This is a genomic window from Kitasatospora sp. MAP5-34, assembly GCF_029894335.1.
Lineage (GTDB): Bacteria > Actinomycetota > Actinomycetes > Streptomycetales > Streptomycetaceae > Kitasatospora.
Map to the genome: position 1 here is coordinate 74,995 of NZ_JARXZC010000033.1, position 16,216 is coordinate 91,210.

At 69.5% G+C, this 16,216-nt stretch carries 12 protein-coding genes and 2 pseudogenes; 5 read left to right on the forward strand and 9 right to left on the reverse strand.

Going from position 1 to position 16,216, the window contains the following annotated elements:
* The first annotated feature begins 515 nt into the window (after positions 1–515).
* The gene (locus tag P3T29_RS24170; RefSeq protein ID WP_280718711.1) at positions 516–1,622 is read left to right on the forward strand and encodes a hypothetical protein; all 1,107 of its coding nucleotides are present in this window, start codon (positions 516–518) and stop codon (positions 1,620–1,622) included.
* A gap of 40 nt (positions 1,623–1,662) precedes the next feature.
* Positions 1,663–2,784 (forward strand): hypothetical protein, encoded by a 1,122-nt coding sequence (locus tag P3T29_RS24175; protein WP_280718712.1) that lies wholly within the window; start codon positions 1,663–1,665, stop codon positions 2,782–2,784.
* Positions 2,785–3,304: 520 nt separating this feature from the next.
* Here the strand turns inward: P3T29_RS24175 and P3T29_RS24180 are convergent.
* The 8 genes and pseudogenes from P3T29_RS24180 to P3T29_RS24215 form a co-directional block, all read right to left on the reverse strand.
* Positions 3,305–4,159, reverse strand: a complete 855-nt coding sequence (locus tag P3T29_RS24180; RefSeq protein WP_280718713.1) for a hypothetical protein — start codon at positions 4,157–4,159, stop codon at positions 3,305–3,307.
* Between the two features lie 29 nt (positions 4,160–4,188).
* A complete protein-coding gene (locus P3T29_RS24185; protein WP_280718714.1) occupies positions 4,189–5,379 on the reverse strand; it encodes a ferritin-like protein in 1,191 nt (396 codons plus the stop codon).
* Between the two features lie 2 nt (positions 5,380–5,381).
* The gene (locus P3T29_RS24190; protein WP_280718715.1) at positions 5,382–7,295 is read right to left on the reverse strand and encodes a GMC family oxidoreductase; all 1,914 of its coding nucleotides are present in this window, start codon (positions 7,293–7,295) and stop codon (positions 5,382–5,384) included.
* Positions 7,292–7,843 (reverse strand): hypothetical protein, encoded by a 552-nt coding sequence (locus P3T29_RS24195; RefSeq protein ID WP_280718716.1) that lies wholly within the window; start codon positions 7,841–7,843, stop codon positions 7,292–7,294. Before P3T29_RS24195 ends, P3T29_RS24190 begins: the two co-directional genes overlap by 4 nt.
* The gene (locus P3T29_RS24200) at positions 7,840–9,525 is read right to left on the reverse strand and encodes a GMC oxidoreductase (RefSeq protein WP_280718717.1); all 1,686 of its coding nucleotides are present in this window, start codon (positions 9,523–9,525) and stop codon (positions 7,840–7,842) included. The genes P3T29_RS24195 and P3T29_RS24200 overlap by 4 nt, the downstream gene beginning before the upstream one ends.
* A 413-nt stretch (positions 9,526–9,938) precedes the next feature.
* Positions 9,939–10,067: pseudogene (locus P3T29_RS24205) on the reverse strand (family 1 glycosylhydrolase); the annotation flags it as partial.
* Between the two features lie 313 nt (positions 10,068–10,380).
* Positions 10,381–10,977 (reverse strand): NAD(P)-binding domain-containing protein, encoded by a 597-nt coding sequence (locus tag P3T29_RS24210; protein ID WP_280718718.1) that lies wholly within the window; start codon positions 10,975–10,977, stop codon positions 10,381–10,383.
* A 41-nt stretch (positions 10,978–11,018) separates the two neighbouring features.
* Complete coding sequence (locus tag P3T29_RS24215; RefSeq protein ID WP_280718719.1) at positions 11,019–11,837, reverse strand: 3'(2'),5'-bisphosphate nucleotidase CysQ; 819 nt, start codon at positions 11,835–11,837, stop codon at positions 11,019–11,021.
* Positions 11,838–11,977: 140 nt separating this feature from the next.
* On the opposite strand from P3T29_RS24215, the gene P3T29_RS24220 reads away from it, so the two are divergent.
* Positions 11,978–12,883, forward strand: coding sequence for a LysR family transcriptional regulator (locus tag P3T29_RS24220; RefSeq protein WP_280718720.1), 906 nt, complete (start codon positions 11,978–11,980; stop codon positions 12,881–12,883).
* A 39-nt stretch (positions 12,884–12,922) separates the two neighbouring features.
* Here the strand turns inward: P3T29_RS24220 and P3T29_RS24225 are convergent.
* Positions 12,923–13,012 (reverse strand): annotated as a pseudogene (locus tag P3T29_RS24225) (family 1 glycosylhydrolase); the annotation flags it as partial.
* Between the two features lie 336 nt (positions 13,013–13,348).
* On the opposite strand from P3T29_RS24225, the gene P3T29_RS24230 reads away from it, so the two are divergent.
* Positions 13,349–14,926: an ABC transporter substrate-binding protein gene (locus P3T29_RS24230; protein WP_280718721.1), complete on the forward strand. Its 1,578-nt coding sequence runs from the start codon at positions 13,349–13,351 to the stop codon at positions 14,924–14,926.
* 178 nt (positions 14,927–15,104) lie between these two features.
* On the forward strand, positions 15,105–16,139 hold the full coding sequence (locus P3T29_RS24235) for a hypothetical protein (RefSeq protein WP_280718722.1): 1,035 nt from the start codon (positions 15,105–15,107) through the stop codon (positions 16,137–16,139).
* Positions 16,140–16,216 lie beyond the last annotated feature (77 nt).

Consider the following 16,216-nt stretch of genomic DNA (forward strand, 5'->3'; position numbering starts at 1 on the left):
GAACGCCGGAGCCGGTGGCCGGACGGCTCGCACGCACTGCCCCCATGTGCGGTCCCCGGCTGTCGTGCGACGCCCCAATGACTCCCCCGGGGCGTCCGCACGAGAACGGCACGGCGAGTTACCCATTGGTAACGGCGCGCCAGGAACAGCCTGGCATACCTGTGATTCCTAGATCAAATCGGACTTCTGGCACGGATGTTAAGGTTGAAAAGTAAATTTTTGCCCCTATCAAAGGGATTCTTATCCACTCAGCGCGACGGCGCGTCAAGGGCACAATCGATCCCGCCCCCGGCCGCGCCGCGCAGTGAGAAGGACGAGACCCAGCAACGGCCGGCCACCGGTAGCGCCGACGGCTGCGTCTTCCGCCGCCACGGACCTTGCCGGCCGCGCGACCTCCGCTGTCCGATCGCCCAGTCACGGGCGCTTCGCGATGTGCCGCACACCGGTAGCCCCCGTGCCCGGGCCGGGAGTTCAATCGGGTCCGACCTCGATCAGCCCGACACTGAGGATGCGGCATGAATCTCCACACATCGACGAAGCAGACAGCGGACGCCCCGTCCCGGCGGCGTGTCGCCGCAGGGAAGGCGCTGGCCATCGGCGCCCTCCTGGTCCTGGCGGCGCCGGGCGCCGCGTACGCCAACACCGTGAGCGTCACGGTGCAGACCCCTGGGGCCACCCTCGGCCCCACCGCCATCGACTCCTCGGTCTCGGCCGGCGCCCACTGCACCAGCGGGCTCGTCTCCGGCGGCGGGATCGACCAGGCCGTCGGGACGGGTACGGGGGTGAACGGCAACCACGTGCTGGGCACCGAGCCCAGCTCCGACGGCAGCACCGAGTACACCGGCACGACCGGGGTCGTCGGCACCGACGTGGCGTACTGGATCGCGAAGGGCGGCAGCGGAGGCCAGCTCAACTCCTCGTTCTCCACCACCCCTTACGCGATGTGCCTGACCAGCAACCTGATCAACCACACCCAGGTCGTGATGAACAAGGCCAACACGCCCACCACCGCGACGACGGTGGGCCTGGTGACGGCGACCTGCCCGGCCAACACCGCCCTGCTCGGCGGCGGCGCCCTCGTCACACCGGGCAACACCGGCAACTTCAAGGCGATCGCCGGCTTCCCCACCTTCAACAACTCCGCCCACGACTTCGGCCAGAAAGCCGCTGCGGATGGTGAGACCAACCCCGACTCCTGGACCGCCGTGGGCTGGGACAACAGCACCAACGCCGCCAACGAGACCTACGCCTACGCGATCTGCAGCGGCAGCGGCATCAACGTCAGCGGCGTCACCGTGAAGGTCCGGTTCAGCGAGGCGAGCGGCCCGAACACCGGGAGCACCGGCCAGAACACCACCGTCAGCTGCGGCAGCGGGGACGGGAACCTGGTCAGCGGGGGCGCCGCCGTCAGCGGGGGCGGTGTGACCACCACCGACTTCACCGGACCGGGCTCGGCCGGCGACCACCTCAACGGGAGCTTCCCCAGCGACTCCAGCGGCAATCCCGTCAGCAACGGGACCACCACGGCGGCCTCCTGGACGGCTTACACGCACACCGGCGGGACGGGCTCGACGACCACCCACTCCGATGTCTGGGCGCTCTGCGCCAACGACGGCGTCTGAGCCCGCCCCACCCACCGATCCATCAGAAAGGCAGCAGTCGATGACGAAGAGGTTCCTTCGGGCCGCCACCCTGGGGAAGGTGCTCGTCCCGGGCGCCCTGCTCGTCCTGGCAGTGCCGTCACTCGCGTACGCCAACACCGCGACCGTCACCGTCACGTCCCCCGGACCCACGATGGGCCCCGCAACCCCGTTCACCGGTGTCTCGTCCCACGCGGACTGCGCGCACGGTCTCGTCTCCGGCGGCGGGGTCGACCAGGCCACCGGCGACGAGCGGTCCGGGAACGGCAACCACGTGATGGGCATCGCGCCCAGCGCGGACGGCGTCACCGAGTTCACCGACTCCCCCGGGGTCGTCGGACAGGACGTCACGCACTGGCTCGCGTTCGGCGGGAGCGGCAGCAATTCCAACACCGTCTTCTCCACCACGCCCTACGCCATTTGTCTCTCCAGCCACCGGATCAGGCACACCCAGGTCGTCATGAACAAGATCACCGGCCCCTCCGCCTCGCTGTCGGCGAAGCTCGTCGTGGCCACCTGCCCGGAGGGCACGCTCCTGATCGGCGGCGGCGCCCGCACCACCCCCGCCAGCGTCGGCAGCCTCAAGCCGATCGCCAGCTACCCCACCTTCGACGACGCCGCCCACGACTTCGGCCAGAAGGCCGCCGCCGACGGTGAGACCAACCCCGACTCCTGGACCGCCGTCGGCGGCATCGGCGGCGGACGCAACAGCGGCAACACCACCTACGCCTACGCGATCTGCACCGGAGACGACGTCAACGTCGAGGGCCTCACCACGAAGGTCAGCTTCAGCGAGGCGAGCGGCCCGACGACGGCCGGCACGCACCAGACGGCCACGGCCGGCTGCGACTCCCCTGCCGAGGACCGCCGCCACGGGAACGGGCGCGACGCCTGGCAACTGGTCAGCGGAGGCGCCGCCGCCAGCGGAGGCAACGTGACGACGACCGACTTCACCAAGGCCGGGTCCGGCGGAACCCACCTCACCGGCAGCTTCCCCAGCGACACCGCCGGCATACCGCTCGCTGACGGAACCACCGCGCCCGCCTCCTGGACGGCCTCCATCCACGCCGGGGGGTCCCCCTCCCCGAACACCTACACCGACGTCTGGGCCCTCTGCCTGAACACCCGTCACGGGAACGGCTAGCGCTAGTCACAACTACGCCGCTTCCCGTGCCGTGCTGGTGATCCGAACCATCACGGCACGGGGAAGCGGCGCTTCAGACCCCGGCCCCACCTCCCGCGCGCTGCCGGGTCTCGAAGTCGACCGGCATCAGGCCGAGTTGCCGGGTGCAGCCCTCGGCCCGTCGCACACCGAGTCATCGCATCCGACCTCTTCTCGGCCCTGTCACCGACACGGCTGGTGCCGGCCTGGGGCAGCGCGGTCGCGCCCACGGCCTCGAAGGACGACATCTGGACCGCCACCGTGGGGGTGACGCTGCCGTAGCGCCCGGGCCACCAGAACCTGGCAGATGCGACACTCGACAAGCCTTCGGCCCATGCACACCACACGCGCCAAGCGCAGAAACGCCTGGTCGGCCACGGCATCCTCCGCCGAGACCGACCAGGTTTGCTCATCCAGCCCCGCCCGCAGCCAGGAGCGGGGGCCTGCGACCAACCGGCCTCCGCCCGGGCCCGGTGGCCTGGCGACGTATCAGGGCTTCGTATCAGGGCTTCGTCGCCGTGTAGTACGGCCGGTTCTGCGCGGCGACGATCGGCGACTGGTACGACCACACACCGACCGGATGCACATCCTTGGTCAGCGCCAGCAGGTCCGCGCCGATGCCGGACCTGGGGTCCTCGACCGTAAGGCTGACGCGCTCGCGCCCTCGGCCGTCCAACGCATAGTGCTGATAGGCCTGGTAGACGTTCAGCGGCGCGGCCAGGGTGCGCTGCTTCGGGTCCGTGCCGTACTCGGTGAAGGGCGCGATGCTCACGGGGGCGGGGAGCAGCCCGGCGAGGTCGACCCGGAAGGAGAAGAGCGGTTTGTCGTGCTTGATGATGTCGTTGCCGTCCGGGGTGAGCGAGGCGTCCAGGCACTCGACCTTCCAGACCGCGTCCGGATCGGCGTTCGGCGAGGGCATGGTGGTCTTGAACCAGGCCGGGAACTTCGGTTCGTTGAACAGCATCTTGCCCGCCCTGATGGCGATCGGGGCATCACAGGCCACCTGGATGCGCCAGTTGCCGCGCAGTTTGGTCTGGTCCTCGCCCTGCGCGAACTGACTGTACGTCAGATCGGGCAGCAGGCTGGAGGAGGCGGTCGGGAAGGCGATGATGTTGAGCTCGATCTCCTGCGTCACGCTCGGTCCGAAGTCGAACTGGGCGAAGTACAGCTGGTAGTTGAACGAGACGCAGGCCTTTCCGTCCAGCAGGCCGGCCGAGAGGCCGGTGCCGGCGAGGTGGCCGTTGACCCGCTCGGGCGGGACGAGGTAGTCGACACCGACGTTGTGCAACGCCCCGTAGTAGAACGGCAGCCGGAAGCCCTCCGGGAGCGGGGGAAGCGGGGGTGCGATCTCGTTCATGGCGAAAGGTCTCCTCAGGTGGTGGGTGGTCAGGACAGAGCGGCCAGCAGGGCTGCCGCGCCGACGCCGGCGTCGAGTTCGGCCGCTGCTGCGGTCAGTTCCGCCCGGGTGATCTCGAAGGTGGCGCTGGCGTGGACGCCACGGGCGGCCTTGGCCGGGTCCGGATGCGGATTGGCGTACAACTGCCAGGCCAGGTCGCGGAGTTCAAGCATCACCGGGACGGCGGCCTGAAGCTGCTTGGGCTCGCCGTTGAAGGACCGGTCCAGCAGCAGGAGCAGCCGGGCGTAGACCAGGTTGAACTGCTCCGCCGCAGCGCGGACTTGGCTGCCCTTCGGGTAGTCGGAGACCTTGGCCTCGGGGTCGATCCGGTAGGCCGCCGCCCAGTCGACGGGCATGGCCGGACCGGTCGGCCCGGAGGCCGGGGTGTCGAGCGGGCCGTACCGGCGCTCCTCGTAGATCTCCATGAACCGGAAGTAGTGGGCCACTTCGCGGGCTTGACCGAAGAGCCGCTCGTCCGGGTTGTAGATGGACCCGGGGACGCCCTCGCCCTGCTCGGCGATGACCTCGATCGCCTTGAGTGCCGAAGCCAGGTCGGTCACCGGGAAGGCCATGCCGCCGGAGTTGTAGAAGTCCTCCGGGCCGATCTGGTGCGCGAGGTCTCCACTGAACAGGTCCGGATGCCGCTCGGCCAGCCGGACCAGGCCCTCTCGGATGGTGGCGTAGAACTGGCCGATGGACGTCCAGCCCCGTGGGTCCGGCTCCTCACCCGTGCCGGGCAGGTCCTCCATCCGCTCGGGCCGCTCGATCCACAGACCCGTCTTGACCGCCTCCCGCCCGAAGTTGCGCAGCGCGATCGGCACCCGCTCCCTGGCGTACGGAAGCTTGGCGGGGTAGTCCGTGACGAATTCGGGGTCGGCCACCACGGGTTTGCCGCCGACCGCGTTGAGCATGTTGGCGACCAGGGTCATGTGGAGCATCTCCTCCATCACGACCGCGCGGAGCGCGTACCAGGCCTCCCGGTTGGCCTCGGGTCTGATGGTGTACATCGCGGTGAGGTACGGCGGGATGGTGAGGAACTCCAGGGCCAGCGCCGCCTGGAGGAAGTGGCGGAGCTTCGGGACGGTCCTCGGGATCTCGAACGGCGGCTGCTCGAGCTCGGCGAGCGGCGCCTCGATGTCGGTGAATCCGGTGAGCCCGGTGAGCAGGTCGCGGGTAGTCACGGTCAGGCCTCCCTCGGTTGGGCGTAGCCGGGGACCGGCGTCGGTCGCAGGACGAGCGGCCGGTGCAGGTCCATCAGGTCGTGATGGATCTTCTCGACGCTGCGCAGAGCGAGCGCGGCCATCGTGAGCGAGGGGTTGGAGGTGCCGATCGAGGGCATGCTGCCGCAGCCGACCAGGTAGAGGTTGGCGTGGTCCCAGGACCGCTGCCACTGGTCGACCACGGAGTTGTGCCGGTGGTCGCCCATGACATGGGTGCCGCAGCCGTGCCCGGCGCCCTGGAAGGTGTACCCCGCGCCGTCGTACTGGAAGTAGCTGGGCGCGTCCGACGGGTAGGCGGTGCGCTCGTCGGCGCCGAGCAGCTGGAAGATCTGGTGGGAGACGTCCAGGGCCGCCCGCATGCCCTTCTTGACGTGATCGGACAGGTCGTAGTTGAGGATGGGCCGGCAGTTGCCCAGCGCGTCGCGGTAGCGCGGGTCGATGGTGACGCGGTTGCCGGGCTGGGCATCCTGTTCCAGTTCGAACTGGAACGCGACCTGACGGCCGATCCGGTCACCGAGGCGCTCGCGCAACTGGTTGCCGTACACGGCCTTCCCGCGCGGCTTGAACGGGGAGTCGGGAATGCCCAGCAGGTCGGCGACGTCGCTGCCGGGCGAGCCGGCGGCCCAGGTCCAGCCCCAGTTCGCGATCACCAGCCGCCAGGGGGCGTGCTTCTTCCGACTGTCGCCCATCCGGAACTTCTCGAAGCCCGAGGTGGAGCCCGGTCCTCGGAAGGGGCCGATCTGGCCCGGCATCAGGCCCCAGGTCAGCATCACCGGATGGTCCATCAGGTTGCGCCCGACCTGGTCGCTGCTGTTGGCGACCTCGGAGGCGAGCAGCAGCCGGGCGGTCTCGATCGCGTGGGCGGCCACCACCACGATGTCGGCCTCGACGGTGTGCGTGGTGGCGACCGGCGTGCCCGGGTCGTCGTACGCCTGGTACTCGACGCCGGTGATCCGGCCGTTGTCGGCGACCAGCACCCGGCTCACCACGGCGCGGTCGACCAGGGTGACCTTCCTGTTCCACCGCTCCTGGGTCTTCAGCGGGTTGTACTTCGCCTGGACCGGGCAGATCGGCGTGCAGGAGGAGTTGCCGACGCAGCGTTCACCGTAGTTGGGCAGCCCGGCGGCGCTCTCCGGCCGGAAGCCGCGACCGCCGTCGTACGCCTGGTTGGGGGTGGAGTTGCGTCCGTGCGGGGTGTTGACGACCTGGAGCTCCACCTGCTGCTGGGTGTAGCGGTCGAGGACGCTCTTTCCGTCCAACTCGCGGGCCAGCACCCGGTCGAGGTAGCTGCTGGGGATCTCGTGCATCGGGAAGACGTAGCCCTCGGGGAACGGCAGCCCGATGGCCTCGGCCTGTTCGGCGGTGTCGCCCGCGACGCCGATCTCGCGTTCGGCCTCGCAGTAGTAGTGCTGGAGGTCGTCGTAGCCGATCGGCCAGTCGCGGCCGTAACCGAACTCCGTCCTGACCTTGAAGTCCTGCGGGAGCATCCGTGGCGTCAGGCCGAGCCAGTGCATGCCCGTGCCGCCGTCGGCCCGCAGGTAGTCGGTGCCGTACGGCAGCGGGCCGTCCTGGACGAGGTAGCCGACGGACCGGTAGCCATGGCCGTCCTTGGCCGGCAGGGTGTCCAGGACGGATGGCGAGGGCGCGGCGGTGTTGGCGCGGTAGGGGGCGTTCGGCACCTTGATCAGCGAGGAGTAGAAGGTGTTCATCGCGTCGAGGTGGCCGGGCCAGGTGTTGAGCGTCTTGGTACCGGCTTCCAGGACCAGGACGCGCCAGCCCTGGTCGCCGAGCCGCTTGGCGACCAGCGTGCCGGCCATCCCGGCGCCGACCACGATCACGTCGTAGCGGTGGCCGTCGACCTCACGTGCACGGGTCATCGTCCGTCTCCTGCCTGCCGGCGGTGCCGGCCCGGTGGTGGGAGCTCCGGTGCGCCCGGCGGTGGGGCCGCCCAGGTGCCGAAGCCGGGTGCCTTGGCACCCTGCGGGTGGCCGTGGAAGGCCGACCACACCAGGCCCTGGACGTACGCCTCGGGCGAGGCCGTGAACCCGGTGTTGGCGACCTGGCGGCGCAGCTCCGCGTGGACGGTCGCCGAGAGCGGCGGCCACACCCCCAGGTACCAGAGGTGGGCGATGGCCCGGGCGAGGTCCTGGGCCACCTCCCCCTGGAGCTTCTCGGGGTCGAGCCCGGCCTGCTCCAGGGCCGTCTCGAAGTCGTGGTACGGCTGGTCGCCGATCTGGTCGAGGACGGTGCGCAGGTAGAACCGGGCCATCCCGGTGCCGTGGAGGTCGAAGGCGTCAAAGCCGGTGAGCGCGACGGACAGCTCGACGAAGCGCTCGACGTCGCGGTCGGGCAGGGCGGGCGGCGGCGCCTCGGGCATCGCTGCGCTCGCCAGCGCGGTGGGGGTCAGCGGGACTCCGGTGGTCATCGGGCGGCCTCCTTCGGCAGGCGGTCGGCCAGCCACAGCCCGAGGGCGACGGCGGTCAGAGTCGGATTCCACGAGCCGCTGCTGGGGAAGATCGCCGCACCCGCGACGTGCACCCCTTGGACGCCGTGCGGGCGGCCGAGGTGGTCGGTGACCGAGTCCTCCGGGCCCTCCCCCATCCAGAGCGTTCCGGACTCGTGGACCAGCAGTTTCTTCTCGCGGCCGGGCGGGATGCGGTCGGTCCATTTCTGCTGGTCGGCGTCCCAGTACTGCGGGGTGTGCCCACGGGCGAGCAGGCCGACCAGGGCCCGGGCGGACTCGTCCATGGCCTCGGCCAGCGCCTTGTCGGCCTTGTTCGGGTCGATCCTGACCTGGGGGACGCCCTCGGGGTTGACGCTGACGTGGGAGGCGGCGTGCACGGACCGTTCGCCGCGCCACTCGCCGAGGCAGTGCACCAGGAAACCGACGTGGTCCGGCGTGCTGAGCTGGGCCAGGAAGTCCTGGTCGAAGGAGTCGGGGATCAGCCGGTACAGGTCGGCGACGGAGTCGTCGGGGCGCGGGTTGGACGCGCCCATGAGGTGGATGTGGAAGTCGCGGGTGTCGGCCGGGGAGCCGTTCGGACGGTGGGTGCCTTCCAGGTAGGTGCAGGAGATCTGCAGCCGGTCGGGCAGGTCGCGGTAGGCGTCGCGGGGCACCCGCATGGTGAACCAGTCGGCGACGTGGCCGCCGAGGTTCTTGCCGGCCAGCTCGCTCAGCGCGTCGCCGAAGGAGTACATCAGCAGACCGGTCGGCTCGATCACGCCGTTCGCCAGGACCAGCGGCACGCCCTTCAGGTCGTAGGCGCCCTGGGAGGTCACCAGGCCGGTCGCGACCCGTCCGCCGTCACGCCCGGCCTTGTGTTCGATGCGCTCCACCAGGCAGTCGGGGACGACCGAGAGCCGGGCCGAGCCGTTGCGGGAGGTGTAGGAGTACCGGCGGGCGTCCGCCAGGACCACCGGCGCGGGGCTGAACTTGCGGTAGCCCAGGGTGGAGCGGGTGGCCCGGGAGGCGAGCGGCTGCTCGAGGTCCCGCAGGCGCGAGTAGTCGATGAACCCGGGGAGATCGGGCAGACCGTCGAACAGCTCGCGCACCAGATGGGGGTGGAAGGTGTCGAACTCGGGCCCCATGTCGGACGGTTCGACCGAGCCGAGGAACTCGTGGGCGGGCCGCCAGTAGGGCCGGAGCGCGTCGAACACGTCCTGCGGCCAGTCGGGCATCTGCTCACGGGTGGGCTGCGGGATCCAGGTGCTCCAGAACAGTGCGCGCCCGCCGACGTACGGGATCTGCGGCGCCAGCCCGTACCCGTCCTTGGGGACGATGTCCCACGGGGTGGCCACCGCCCGGTTCATCAGTGGCTGGTAGACCGGATCGATGTTCTGGACGTGCTCCGGCAGCAGGAAGGGGCCCTTCTCCAGCAGCAGCACCCGGAAGCCGCGCTCCAGCAGCCGGTGAACCACAGTGCTGCCGACGGCGCCCGCGCCGACCACCACAGCGTCGTACTGCTTACCACGGCACTGGTCGAGGGTGGTGAAGTACTCCTGCGCGATCGGGCCGGCGAGCTCGCTCGGTGGCGCCCCCGGGGGCTGAACGATCGTCGCCTCCAGGTCGAGCAGAGTCCGCCCGAGGGCCTTGCCGGTGTCTGTCATCCACTGCCACCTCACACTCGTGCCTGATCGCTCGCGATCTGAGATTCGCATACGAATGGCCACCCGGCGGGGGCGACGGGACCCACGGCAAGGGGTGGTTCACCCGGACGGCGCCACGCGATGCGCGAGGTGCGAGGTGCGAGGTGCGAGGCGCGAGGCGCGAGGCGCGAGGCGCGATTGCTGTGTGACGGCCTGGAAACCGCCGGCCTGGAGGTGCTGCGGCCGAAATGCCGCCCTCCCTGCATCCGGCGTTCAGATCGTCGCTGAAGCCTTCGAAGGCGGCCTGGACAGTATCGGCGAGCAGCGGTTCGGACGGGTGGTTCGCCAGGTCGGCATGCAGAGCTCGGCACCTGATCAGCTGTGCCGGCGCGGCGGTGTGAACCTCACCGGCGCCGCTTCACCGCAGGGCTCAACTACCTTGCCTGGCAGGCTCGGTGGGCGGCAATCAGGTCGCGGCACCAGGCGTACGACGCCTTCGGGGTGCGCCGCTGGGTCTCGGAGTCGACGTGGACCAGGCCGAAGCGCTGGCTGAAGCCCTCAGCCGGTCGAACACCCTGTCATCCTACCTAGGAGTCGATTCTCCAACATCAATCACTCTACCTGTTAGCACAGTTGGGGCCGACGAAGGCCATCGCATCTCGGTCCCGGAGTGGCCTCGGGCTCTGACTGAAGGCACCGCGGTCTCTGCCGCTCGCCGCCTGGATCCGCACGAGGCGCTACGACAGGCCGCCGGCCAGGGTTGGGCACTCGCGACCTGAACGGCAAGTCGTTCGGATGCGACCGCCGTACCGAGACCACCACGAGCGTGACGGGGCGGACGCGGGCCGGCCAGGGGGTGGTGTGCTGGGTCCGGGCTCAGCGGGTGATCGAGATCGCGAAGGGGACGAATCCGCTGGAGCGGATCACGTGGGGTACGAACAGGATCGCAGCCTCCGTGGCGCGGGCGGTCCGGATCCCGCCGAGGTCGGTGATCCACTCCTTGCGCCAGCCGAGGTCGGTGAGGAGTTCGCGGACGGTCTGCTTGGCCCTGGGGTCCTCGCCGGAGACGAACACCGTGGGCGTCTGGGTGAGCGTGGCCGGCGCGGTCATCACCGGGAAGAGCATGGTGTTGAGCGTCTTGACGACGTGTGTTTCGGGGAGCGCTTCCTGGAGTTGCTCGGCGAGGCTCGAGCCGGGGTAGATCAGGTCGGCGGGCAGTCCGTCCGGTCCGTCGACGGTGGCGTTGGAGACGTCGACGAGGATCTTGTCGCGCAGTTCGTCGCGCAGGGCGGCGAGCCGGTCCAGGGAGCCGGCGCCCGGGGTGGCATTGATGACGATCCGGGCTGTTCGGGCGGCGTCGGCGGCGGCGCCCGGCGCGCGGTCCGCCACGGTCACCTCATGTCCGGCCCGGGTGAGGGCGGTGGCCAGGTTGCCGCCGACGCGGCCGTTTCCGAGAACGGCGATCGTGGTCATGATGATCTGGTCCTTCCGTGTGTGCGGGTTGTGGTGCAGAGTCAGCGTGAAAGCGTGGCGACGGCCTCGGCGTGGACGCCGGGCGCGGCGGCCAGGAAGCTTTCGCTCTGCGGGGTCCAGGGGCGGCCCTTGGCGTCGGAGATCCGTCCGCCGGCCTCGGTGACGAGGAGCGCGCCGGGCAGCAGGTCCGCTCGGGCGCCGGCGAACTGCCAGAAGGCGTCGAGCCGGCCAGCGGCCACGTTCAGCAGGTGCAGGGTCGCGGGTACGGCGACGCGGACGACGAGCGCGTCGAAGAGCATCGCGGTGATCGAGGAGCCGACGCGCCGCACGACCTTCTCGTCCTCATCCGGCCGGGCCTGGCTGGTGGCCACGATGCTCAGGCCGAGGTCCGCGGTCCGGGAGACGTTCAGCGGCCGGCCGTCGAGGTGGGCGCCCGCGCCGGTGAGCGCGGTGTAGGTCTCGCCGGTCAACGGCAGGTGGACCACGGTGAGGACCGGCTGGTTGTCGCGCACGAGGGTGGCGGTCACCGCCCACTCCGGCAGGGCGTGCAGGTGGTTGACGTTGCCTTCGGCCGGATCCACGACCCACCACTCGCCGGGCGGCAGCGCCCCGCCGTCCAGCTCGTCCTCCACCCAGCCGGCGTCCGGGCGCAGGCTCGTGAGGCGGGGACGCAGGATGCCGAGGGCCGTGTCGTCGTTGGCGGCGAGCGCGCTCATCAGGTCTTCGCGGGTCCGGTAGGGGACCACCTCGCCGTACCGCTCGCGCAGTGCCGAACCGGCCTCACGCACGGCGGCCGCGGTCCGGTCGAGCAGGCCGGCGTCGGAGCCGGTGACGTCAGTGGCCCGAAGCGTTTCGGACATGGTGGAACTCCCGTCTGAGAAAGGGGCGTTGAAGAGGATTTCGGGCCAGGACTCGCGTTCCGTCCTGCGCCCTGGTGACGACGCTATCCACCCCCTCCATTAACATCAAATGCATGTCAAGCACGGCTGGGATTACTCCCATGCAATTGGATTTGAATCTGCTCACCGCGCTCGACGCGCTGCTCGAGGAGGGCAGCGTGGCCGGGGCGGCCGCACGACTGCACGTCACCGCCCCCGCGATGAGCCGGAGTCTGGGCCGGATCCGGCGTACGACCGGGGACCAGATCCTGGTGCGCACCGGCCGCACCATGACCCCGACGCCCTATGCGATCGCCGTCCGGGAGCAGGTGCACGAACTGCTGCACCAGGTCCGGGGCGTGCTGGCCCCGAGCCGTGAACTCGATCCGGCAACGCTGGAACGCACCTTCACGCTCCGCTGGCACGATTCCCTGGTCGCCATGAGTGGCCCCACGCTGCTCGCGGCCGTACGCAGACAGGCGCCGGGCGTGCGATTGCGCTTCGTCGCGGAATCGAGCGTCGACACCCCCGAGTTGCGGCGTGGTGAGGTCGATCTGGAGGCGAACGCCAACCGTCCGAGCGCACCCGACATCCGCGCCGAGAAGGTGGGCGAGACCCGCCTCGTCGCCGTCGTGAGGCAGGGGCACCCCCTCACCCGCGCCCGAACCGTCACCACAGAGCGGTACGCCGCCGCCGAACACGTCACCATCTCGCGACGTGGAAACCTCAGCAACGCCGTCGACGACGCCCTGGCTCGGCTCGGCCTCACCCGCCGGGTGGTGGCGGCCGCGCCCACGGAAGCGGCCGCGCTGGAGTTCGCGCGCGGCTCCGATCTCCTGATCAGCGTCCCCGAAATCACCACACGCACCGCGGCCGCCGGCCTCGGTCTGGTCGTGCTCCCCCTGCCGCTGGAACTCCCCTCGGCGCCGGTGTACCTGTCGTGGCATCAGCGCTACGACACCGACCGCGCCCACACCTGGCTGCGCGCACTGGCGCGAACCGCACTGGCCACCTGCGGAGCGTCGTAGCCGACGCCGTACGGCCGCTTCACCGACGGCGAGACCGCCCCGGTGGCACGCATAGGAGGCCTTCGGCGTGCGCACCTGGGTCTCGAAGTCGACGTGGACCAGGCCGAAGCGCTGGTGGTACCCCTCGGCCCGTCGAACAGGGTGTCACCTTACGGCCACATCTCCGGTACCGCCGGACGGGCCGCCGATGCTCGAAACGGCCCAGCTCGGTTGCCACGAACACCTCGGGCCCCGGCAACGTGATCCACGTGGTGTGAGGACAGCTCGACCAAATCCGGGCCGGCGCCGTCCCCGCGGATAGAGCTCGAGCCGCAGGCGGGCCGGCTTCGTCGCCCATCCGGCTGGGCAGCCCGCGCGCCGCGCGTCCACCCCGCCGCTCAGCGGATGTAATGGTGTGGCCGACGAGGAGGATCGCCCGTGCCCGCAGCCACCCGAGTGCGCTTGGCCGTGATCGCCGCGGCATCTATGGCCGTGATCGCCACCGGCTGCGCCGGCGACACCGGCACGGGCGGGGGCGGGGGCATCGTACGGGCGACATGGGCGGACCCGCAGAACCCGCTGGAACCAGCGAACACCAACGAGGTCAATGGCGTCGCCGCCCTCAACATGATCTTCACCGGCCTGGTGGCGTACGACCCGAAGACCGCCCAGGCCCGCAATGCGATGGCCGAGTCGATCACCTCCCCGGACCAGCAGAACTGGACCGTCAAACTCAAACCGGGCTGGACCTTCAGCGACGGCACTCCCGTGACGGCTGGCTCGTACGTGGACGCCTGGAACTACGGAGCGCTCGCCACCAACAAGCAGGTCAACAGCAGCTTCTACTCCTACATCCAGGGCTACGGCAACGTCGCCCCCACCTCCGGTACGCCCACAGCCCAGAGCATGTCCGGCCTCAAGGTCGTCGACGGCACCACATTCACCGTCGCCCTGACCCAGAGGTTCTCCACCTGGCCGCAGACCCTCGGCTATGTCGCCTACTACCCGCTGCCCAGAGCCTTCTTCGCCAACCACGCCGCCTACCTGGACAAGCCGATCGGCAACGGCCCGTACGTCATCGACAGTTGGCAACGCACCAAGCAGATGCGGCTTCGGCCCAACACCGGCTACAACGGCACCGACAAGCCCAGGAACGGCGGCGTGGACCTCAAGGTCTACACCGACCCCAACGCCGCCTACGCCGACCTGCAAGCCGCCAACCTCGACGTCGACAACAACCTGCCCACCAGCGCGCTGAAGACCGCCGCAAGCGACCTCGACGGCCGCTACCTCAACCAGCCCGCCGGCATCATCGACACCCTCAACTTCCCCCTCTACCGCCCGGAGTGGAACACCGACGCGGCCAAACTGGTCCGCCAGGGCATCTCCATGGCCATCGACCGGCCCACCATCACCAAGGCCATCTTCCACAACACCCGAACCCCCGCCACCGACTTCACCTCTCCTGTCCTCGGCTCCGCCGGCGGCTATCAGACCGGCCTGTGCGGCGACGTCTGTCTGCTCAACGCGGACAAGGCCCGCTCGCTCATCCAGCAAGGCGGTGGCATCCCCGGCGGCCAACTGACCATCAGCTACAACGCCGACCAGCCCAACAAACCGTGGGTCGACGCCGTCTGCAACAGCATCAACAACACCCTCGGTTCCACCAGCGCGTGCACCGGCAGTCCGGTCGGCACCTTCGCCGAGTACCTGGACCAGATCACCGGCCAGCAGGCCACCGGAGCGTTCATCGCCTTCTGGCAGATGGACTACCCACTCATCCAGGACTTCCTCCAGCCCCTGTACACCGTCGGGGGCTCCGCGAACATCTCCCACTACAGCAACGCGAACTTCGACACCCAGGTCGACAAGGCCAATGCCGACGCCGACCCGAAGAGGGCCGTCGCCGACTTCCAGAACGCCGAGAAGCTCCTCGTCACCGACCTGCCCGCCATCCCCCTGTGGTACCGAAACGGCACCGTCGGCTGGTCCACCAAGGTCTCCAACGTCCTGCTCAACGCCTTCAGCGTCCCGGTGTACACCGAGATCACGGCCAAACGGTAGGGACCCGGTAGCGTCTGCCCTGCCCAACACGCCAGCCCGGACAGGGCTACGCCCAACGCCGACGGGCACACCCCACCGATGCGCGACATCACGGTACCGTTGCCCGATATCGGGCCACGTGAGATCATCAGGGCTTTTGAGCAGTCCGCCGAGGTCCGCGAATGGCAGGTACCGTTTGATGCGCGCAACAGAGCCGGCAGAAGCCTGCATCGAGGATGCGGGCAACCTCTTGGTCGCGCCTGCGATGTTGCAGGGCAACGACCTGCTCAGGGACTTCTTCGGGTCCGTGATCACGCCGGAGGACCTTGCTTCCGGCTCGCCCGACCTCGCCAGGAAGACCGTCTACCTGTGCGGCGACACATCAGGGATCACCAGCCGCCAAGTGCAGGCGGCTGCCCGGGTGTTCGTCGTCCGGGAGCTGTCACACGGTCACCGCGAGAACGCCGACCGGCCTTGGACCCTCGTCGACCTCGGCCGAGTGCCCGTCCGCGTGCACGGCGCCGGCGTGTACTACCGCCGCTTCTTCGGGCTCGACACCGATCACTTCGGGCGTATCCGTGCGGAGCACGCGTTCCAGTCCCTGACGGAGTCCACCAAGCCTGGCACGGCTCATCGCAGCGGAATCTATCTGACGCCCGTCACACGGAACGACGACGAATTGCATTTCCGCCTGCTCCGGTGCTCCACGAACCTCTCGGGGCCGACCGAGGGCTTCCGCCCGACCGACACGCACATCGTCGACGCCCTGAACCGCGAGGCCGCCACCGTCTTCCGGAACCAGGCGCCCCTCAATCACGTCCTCGCCCAGATCTACCACAACACCCTTGCCACGCCCGAACGCAAGCAGTCCAAGGCCAGGATCTCAGCCCATGCTGACAAGACCAAGGACATGCCCGCAAACGGCATCATGGCCTTCTGCACCTTCTACGACCGGCTCGACAGACTGCAGCCCCTGGCCGAGGACGCCTTCGACTACGGCGTGAAGAGTGCCAGCGGGCTGACCAAGCTCCACTTCCGCCTCAAGGAGCCGGTCGAAGAACGCGACGGCGTTGTGCTCCCCCCGCAGTTCACCGTGACTCTCTACCCCGGCTCCGTGTTCTTCATGCCGCTCTCCACCAACCGCCTGTACTCCCACGAGATCCGGCCGTCGGTGCTGCGGAACCCGTCAAGAGGATCAGGGCAGGTGAGTGTGGCTAAGACCGACCGGCAATAGGCGGCTGCCGCTGAGCGATGGGGTGGGGTGGATGCAGTGCGGGCACGGGTCCGCGTGATCATGGAGTTCTCTACGCT

What these genes read in the sequence shown, in the direction of transcription:
- P3T29_RS24195 (WP_280718716.1), bottom strand. Translation starts at nt 7,843, where the DNA reads ATGACCACCGGAGTCCCGCTGACCCCCACCGCGCTGGCGAGCGCAGCG.
- P3T29_RS24175 (WP_280718712.1), top strand. Translation starts at nt 1,663, where the DNA reads ATGACGAAGAGGTTCCTTCGGGCCGCCACCCTGGGGAAGGTGCTCGTC.
- P3T29_RS24230 (WP_280718721.1), top strand. Translation starts at nt 13,349, where the DNA reads ATGGCCGTGATCGCCACCGGCTGCGCCGGCGACACCGGCACGGGCGGG.
- P3T29_RS24215 (WP_280718719.1), bottom strand. Translation starts at nt 11,837, where the DNA reads ATGTCCGAAACGCTTCGGGCCACTGACGTCACCGGCTCCGACGCCGGC.
- P3T29_RS24180 (WP_280718713.1), bottom strand. Translation starts at nt 4,159, where the DNA reads ATGAACGAGATCGCACCCCCGCTTCCCCCGCTCCCGGAGGGCTTCCGG.
- P3T29_RS24220 (WP_280718720.1), top strand. Translation starts at nt 11,978, where the DNA reads ATGCAATTGGATTTGAATCTGCTCACCGCGCTCGACGCGCTGCTCGAG.
- P3T29_RS24170 (WP_280718711.1), top strand. Translation starts at nt 516, where the DNA reads ATGAATCTCCACACATCGACGAAGCAGACAGCGGACGCCCCGTCCCGG.
- P3T29_RS24210 (WP_280718718.1), bottom strand. Translation starts at nt 10,977, where the DNA reads ATGACCACGATCGCCGTTCTCGGAAACGGCCGCGTCGGCGGCAACCTG.
- P3T29_RS24190 (WP_280718715.1), bottom strand. Translation starts at nt 7,295, where the DNA reads ATGACCCGTGCACGTGAGGTCGACGGCCACCGCTACGACGTGATCGTG.
- P3T29_RS24235 (WP_280718722.1), top strand. Translation starts at nt 15,105, where the DNA reads ATGCGCGCAACAGAGCCGGCAGAAGCCTGCATCGAGGATGCGGGCAAC.
- P3T29_RS24200 (WP_280718717.1), bottom strand. Translation starts at nt 9,525, where the DNA reads ATGACAGACACCGGCAAGGCCCTCGGGCGGACTCTGCTCGACCTGGAG.